The organism is Streptomyces sp. NPDC005799, from assembly GCF_040630525.1.
Lineage (GTDB): Bacteria > Actinomycetota > Actinomycetes > Streptomycetales > Streptomycetaceae > Streptomyces > Streptomyces griseorubiginosus_B.
Window position 1 is genome coordinate 145,194 of the sequence record NZ_JBEXXQ010000007.1, and the last position, 6,124, is coordinate 151,317.

Below are 6,124 nucleotides of genomic sequence, written 5' to 3' on the forward strand. Positions count from 1 at the left end.
AGCCTAGGGCCGCCGCCCTCTGCGTCAGGCGTCGAAACGGCTGCGAGCCGCCTCGATGTGGCCGAAGTACCGGTGAGTCCAGTCGCACATGCTGTCGACCGTCGCCCGCAATCCCTGGCCGGCGTCGGTCAGGGTGTACTCGACCCGGGGCGGGACGGTGGGGTGCACCGTCCGCTCCACCAGGCCGTTGCGCTCCAGCATCCGCAGGTTCTGGGTGAGCATCTTGTGGCTGACGCCCTCGATCCCGTTGCGCAGTTCGGTGAAGCGGAGGGTGCCCTCGCCGAGCGCCTCGATGATCAGGAACGCCCACTTGTTGGCCACGTCGGAGAAGATCTCCCGCGCCAACGAGTCCGCCCGCCGCAGATCCGCCGCGTCGACCGAGCCACCGGCCTGCTTGGTTCCCATCAGATTCCCCAGTCACTGAGCGGCACGTTCCCGGACGCCTGATCATACTCTCCGGTGGTTCCTCAGTAACCGCAGGAGACCGGGCGTCTCCTCGTCCCAGGAGAACGTGCCTCGAGGACTGGCTGTCCACTGTCCTCGCCTCCCGCAAGGGCGCAGTATGCCGTTTCCCCGCCGGCCGTCCTCGGGCGGTTGACCGCCCTGCCGCGGTAGGGATTTCCCGAGGGGGAAAAGGCCTGGCAGCACGATGGTTCATGGAAAGGCGCGTTGCGAAGGTCGATGTGTCCGAGCATCGCAGCGCCGCATCCGAAGGAACCTCCATGCGCAGCTCTCGTCTCGTCGCCGCTTGTCTGGTCGGCCTCCTCGTCCCCGGTCTTGCCGTGACGGCCGTCGTCCCCGCTGCGGCCGTGTCCGCCTCGCACGCCGCGCCGGCATCGGCAGGGTCGTCGAAGCCTGCGAAGGGGGTGACGCTCACGCTTCCCGCGCCGCGCGGCCGTTATGCAACCGGTGAGTCGTCCTTCCGGCTCGTCGACGGCAAGCGCGCGGACCCTTGGGTGGCCGACCGGTCCTACCGGGAGCTGATGATCAGCGTGTTCTACCCGGCGGTGCACACGGGTGGGCGGGCCTTCACGAAGCAGTTCACGCCGGCCGTGGCCGCGGCGACCGGGGCGGCGGTCGAGGAGAGCGACGCGCTGCCGGCCGGTCTGGTGGATTGGGCCGCCACGAGGACGCACTCGGTCGCGGACGCCGCCATGGCACCGGGCCGTTTCCCGGTCGTCCTGTATTCGCCCGGTGCCGGGGACCCGAGGGGCTGGAACGTGTCCCTGGTCGAGGACCTCGCGTCGCGCGGCTACGTGGTGGTCACCGTCGATCACACGGGGGAGGCCCCGGCGGTGCAGTTCCCGGACGGCCATGTGGTGGGCAACGGGCCGATGACGGCGGCCTGGGACCAGGCGTTCCACAGCGGCACGACCCTGGCGTTCTTCACCAAGCTGATGGACACGCGCATCGCCGACACCGAACTGGTCCTGGACCGGCTGACGAGTCTGCCGAAGCGGCTGAGCGACGGCATGGACCTGAAACGGATCGGCATGTTCGGGCACTCCGCCGGCGGGTTCACGGCGGCGAACATGATGTACGGCGATCGGCGGATCAAGGCCGGCGTCAATCTGGACGGCACGCTGGAGTACACAAGCAAGCCCGACGGAACCAACCTCAGCGAGGTCGCCCTGCACGGGCTGGACCGGCCGTTTCTGCTGATGGGCAACAGCTCGGCGGACGACGGGAGCGATGTGCGCCGCGAGCCGTCGTGGGCGTCGTTCTGGCGGCACCAGCGCGGCTGGACGGCCGACGTGACGCTGGACGACTCCGTGCACGCCTCGTTCACGGACGCCGAGGCGCTGCTGCCGCAGCTGGCGGGCCGGGTCCCGGCGCCGACGCTGGATGCGGCGGTCGGGACGGTCGACGCACCTCGGGCGGTGGCGGCGAACCGGGCGCTGGTGGCCTCGTTCTTCGACCGGTTCCTCAAGGGCCGCGACGACCATCTGCTGGACGGGGGTCCGTCGCCGTACCCGATCACCTTCGTGGGGCTGCGGTAGGGCGCGGCACGGCGAAAGTACGGGTGGAGCACAGTTCTGCCAGGGGCGGGCGCCTTGCACCCGCCCCTGACCGAGGGATAACCCTTGACGCGTTCCTTACGTGCTGACATGTCACCGACAAGCCTGTCATTCTCCCTCTCAACTACCGCACGGTAGCCGCACGTCGCCGCCGCGCGTGCCCGGTCCCGCACAGCTCGGCTCGCCCCGGACAGCAGACCCGGCTGCCCGGTCTCTCACCGGTCGCCCCACGCGGCCGCAGCAGTAGGAGAACGAGTGAGACGCATCCCCCGCAAGCGGACCGCGGTAGGAGCCCTGCTCTCCACCGCCGCCTTCCTCGCCGTCGGCATGCAGTCGGTCCCCGCGAACGCCGAGCCGGCATCCGCCCGCCCCAGCCCCCTGCGCACCGGGGGCGTCGAGGCGAAGCTGAGCCCGGCGCAGCACACCGCCCTGATCAGGGCCGCGCAGCAGAACACCACCGCGACCGCCCGCACCCTCGGCCTCGGCGCCGAGGAGAAGCTGGTCGTCAAGGACGTCGTCAAGGACAACGACGGTACGCTGCACACCCGTTACGAGCGCACCTACGCCGGTCTGCCGGTCCTCGGCGGCGACCTCGTCGTGCACACCCCGCCCGCCTCCCTCGCGGCCGGCACGGTGAGTACGACGTTCAACAACAAGCACACCGTCAAGGTCGCCACCACCACGGCCGCCGTCGCCAAGTCGGCCGCCGAGGCGAAGGCCCTCGCCGGCGCCAAGGCCCTCGGCGCCAGGCAGACCAAGGCCGACAGCGCGCGCAAGGTCATCTGGGCGGGCACCGGCACCCCGAGGCTCGCGTGGGAGACCGTCATCGGCGGCTTCCAGGACGACGGCACGCCCAGCAAGCTGCACGTCGTCACCGACGCCACCACCGGCAAGGAACTCCACCGCTACCAGGCGGTCGAGACGGGCACCGGCAACACCCAGTACAGCGGCACCGTCACGCTCAACACCACGCTGTCCGGGTCGACGTACCAGCTGTACGACACCACCCGCGGCGGTCACAAGACGTACAACCTCAGCAACGGCACCTCGGGCACCGGTACCCTGATGACCGACTCCGACGACGTCTGGGGCACCGGATCCGGCTCCAACACCCAGACCGCCGGTGCCGACGCCGCCTACGGCGCCCAGGAGACCTGGGACTTCTACAAGAACACCTTCGGCCGCAGCGGCATCAAGAACGACGGCAACGCCGCCTACTCCCGCGTCCACTACAGCAGCAACTACGTCAACGCCTTCTGGGACGACAGCTGCTTCTGCATGACCTACGGCGACGGCTCCGGCGGCACCCACGCCCTGACCTCGCTCGACGTCGCCGGTCACGAGATGAGCCACGGCGTCACGTCGAACACCGCGGGTCTGGACTACAGCGGTGAGTCGGGCGGGCTGAACGAGGCGACCTCCGACATCTTCGGCACCGGCGTGGAGTTCTACGCCAACAACTCCTCCGACGTCGGTGACTACCTCATCGGCGAGAAGATCGACATCAACGGCGACGGCACGCCGCTGCGTTACATGGACAAGCCCAGCAAGGACGGCTCGTCGGCCGACAGTTGGTACTCGGGCGTCGGAAACCTCGACGTCCACTACTCCTCGGGCCCCGCGAACCACATGTTCTACCTGCTGTCCGAGGGCAGCGGCAGCAAGACCATCAACGGCGTCACCTACAACAGCCCCACCTCCGACGGCGTCGCCGTCGCCGGCATCGGCCGCGCCGCGGCACTGCAGATCTGGTACAAGGCACTGACGACGTACATGACGTCCAGCACCAACTACGCCGGAGCCCGCACCGCCGCCCTCAACGCCGCCGCCGCGCTGTACGGCACCGGCTCCACCCAGTACGCCGGCGTCGGCAACGCCTTCGCGGGCATCAACGTCGGCAGCCACATCACCGTGCCGACCAGTGGTGTCACGGTCACCAACCCGGGCAGCCAGTCCTCGACCGTCGGCACCGCGGTGAGCCTGCAGATCTCCGCGAGCAGCACCAACAGCGGCTCCCTGAGCTACGCAGCGAGCGGACTGCCCACCGGTCTGTCGATCAACAGCTCCACCGGCGTCGTCTCCGGCACCCCGACGACGGCCGGCACCTACAGCGCCACCGTCACGGTGACCGACTCGACCGGGGCCACCGGTACCGCCTCCTTCACCTGGACGGTCAGCTCCAGCGGTGGCGGCGGCAGTTGCACCTCGGCCCAGCTCCTGGGCAACCAGGGCTTCGAGTCGGGCAACACCACCTGGACCGCCTCCAGTGGAGTGATCACCAACTCCAGCAGCCAGAGCGCCCACGGCGGCGCGTACTACGCCTGGCTCGACGGCTACGGCTCCACCCACACCGACACGCTCTCGCAGTCGGTGACCATCCCGAGCGGCTGCAAGGCGACGCTCACCTTCTATCTGCACATCGACACGTCGGAGACCTCCAGCAGCACGGCGTACGACAAGCTGACGGTCACCGCCGGTTCGAGCACCCTGGCGACGTACTCGAACCTCAACGCCGCCTCCGGCTACACCCAGAAGTCCTTCGACCTGTCGTCCCTTGCGGGCTCGACCGTCACCCTGAAGTTCAGTGGGGTCGAGGACTCCTCGCTGCAGACCAGCTTCGTCGTCGACGACACCGCCCTGACGACCGGCTGAGCCTCTGCCCGGCCATGGGCCTCACCCCGCGCGGGGTGAGGCCCGTCGGCGTCAGTTGAAAGGATCGAGGGTCAGGTACGCCTGCTGCGGGTTGCCGTCCTGGACGAGCGACTCGTGGTTGCCGACGTCGTCGAAGGCGAACGCGTAGGCCTTGCCGTCTGCCATCTGCGCGTGGATCGCGCGGGCGTACTGGTTGGTCACCGCGTCCTGGTAGAAGTTCGCCGCGGAGCTGTCCGGCTGGTTGGGGTTGACCAGCAGGGTGGAGCGGTTGAAGCCCGCGCACAGGGTTCGTGAAATGGGGCCGCGTACCTGGTCGTTGGGGGCGTCGAGCAGCTTGTGGCAGCCGAAGACGCTGTCCGCGTCCGGCTTCTGGAAGCTGGTGACGACCGCGCCCGAACCGTTGGTGAAGTTCATGACGTTGCCCGAGACCCGGCCGAAGTACTTGGTGTTCGGCTGGTCGGCGAACGGCGTGACGGTCAGGGTCGTCGACGCGTACTTCTGCCACACGCGGTTGACGTAGTCGTCCATCACGGATGCCGGCAGCGCACCGGACTCCAGTCCGTGCCCCGGCGCCAGCGCGCGCAGCACCGTGCCGTCGGACCGGGTCTGGATCAGCCCCGCCCAGCCGCCGGACCGGCCGCGCAGGTCGCCCAGGACCCCGTTGTATCCGCCCGGCTTGAGGTGCCCGGTGCTCACCGTGGTCCCGTCGGAGAGCTGTACCCCGACCGCGTAGGGGGCCGAGAACATGTCGACCTGCGTGCTGTTCAGCCACAGGCCGGAGTCGTTGAGGGTGTACTCGGACCAGTTGAAGAGGATGTCGTGGTTGGGGTCGGTGGGGTTCTGGACCGCGGGCTGCACCAGGCCGCCGGTGGTCAGCTTGAACACCAGCTTCTGGCCGTAGGAGAAGTAGATCCGCCCGGAGAACTTGGGGATGCGGATGGTCGTGGACTGACCCGCGGCGGGTCCGGGGATCGACGCGTCCGGTGCGGGAGTGGGCGGGTTGCCGCCGGCCGGCCACGCGTGGAAGGTGCCGTTCGCGTCCGCCCAGCCCTGCTGCCCGGTCGAGAGCAGGGTGCCGATCGTGTAGACGTAGACCGCGTCGCTCCGGCCGGAGTTGTTGGTCAGCTTCAGAGGGATCGTGGCGGGCACGGCCGCGTCGGCGGACGAGGGTGAGTGGACGGCGAGGACCGCCGCGAGCAGGGCGGCTGCCGCGGCCGTGGCCGGCAGCCGGTGAGTGAGCCTTCTGGGCACGCTCCACCTCCGTGGGGGTTCATCTGTTGTGGGGGGATGACCTGAGGGGAATGGTCCGGACCAGTTTGAGAGCGCTCTCAAAGTGGCACCGAGGCGCGTGCATGTCAATAAGTTGAACGGAAGACGACGGTCGGGGCCCCCCGGGGTCACACCGCGGGCCCCGCCCGACGGGTGGGGCTGTAGGTCAGAATGTGGGGGGGGTG

Annotated in this window: 4 protein-coding genes; 2 read left to right on the top strand and 2 right to left on the bottom strand. The window is 69.2% G+C overall.

Annotation, left to right across the window (positions count from 1 at the left end; translation table 11 throughout):
- Positions 1-24: 24 nt before the first annotated feature.
- Entirely contained in the window at positions 25-405 is a 381-nt protein-coding gene (locus ABZ453_RS09360; RefSeq protein ID WP_359013228.1) for a helix-turn-helix domain-containing protein, read from the bottom strand.
- Positions 406-722: 317 nt separating this feature from the next.
- Between ABZ453_RS09360 and ABZ453_RS09365 the strand changes: the two genes are divergently transcribed.
- Positions 723-2,000 (top strand): hypothetical protein, encoded by a 1,278-nt coding sequence (locus tag ABZ453_RS09365; protein ID WP_359013230.1) that lies wholly within the window; start codon positions 723-725, stop codon positions 1,998-2,000.
- 273 nt (positions 2,001-2,273) lie between these two features.
- Positions 2,274-4,670, top strand: coding sequence for a M4 family metallopeptidase (locus ABZ453_RS09370; protein ID WP_359013232.1), 2,397 nt, complete (start codon positions 2,274-2,276; stop codon positions 4,668-4,670).
- Positions 4,671-4,721: 51 nt separating this feature from the next.
- Here ABZ453_RS09370 and ABZ453_RS09375 read toward each other — a convergent pair whose 3' ends face one another.
- Positions 4,722-5,921, bottom strand: a complete 1,200-nt coding sequence (locus ABZ453_RS09375) for a glycoside hydrolase family 64 protein (RefSeq protein ID WP_359013234.1) — start codon at positions 5,919-5,921, stop codon at positions 4,722-4,724.
- Positions 5,922-6,124 lie beyond the last annotated feature (203 nt).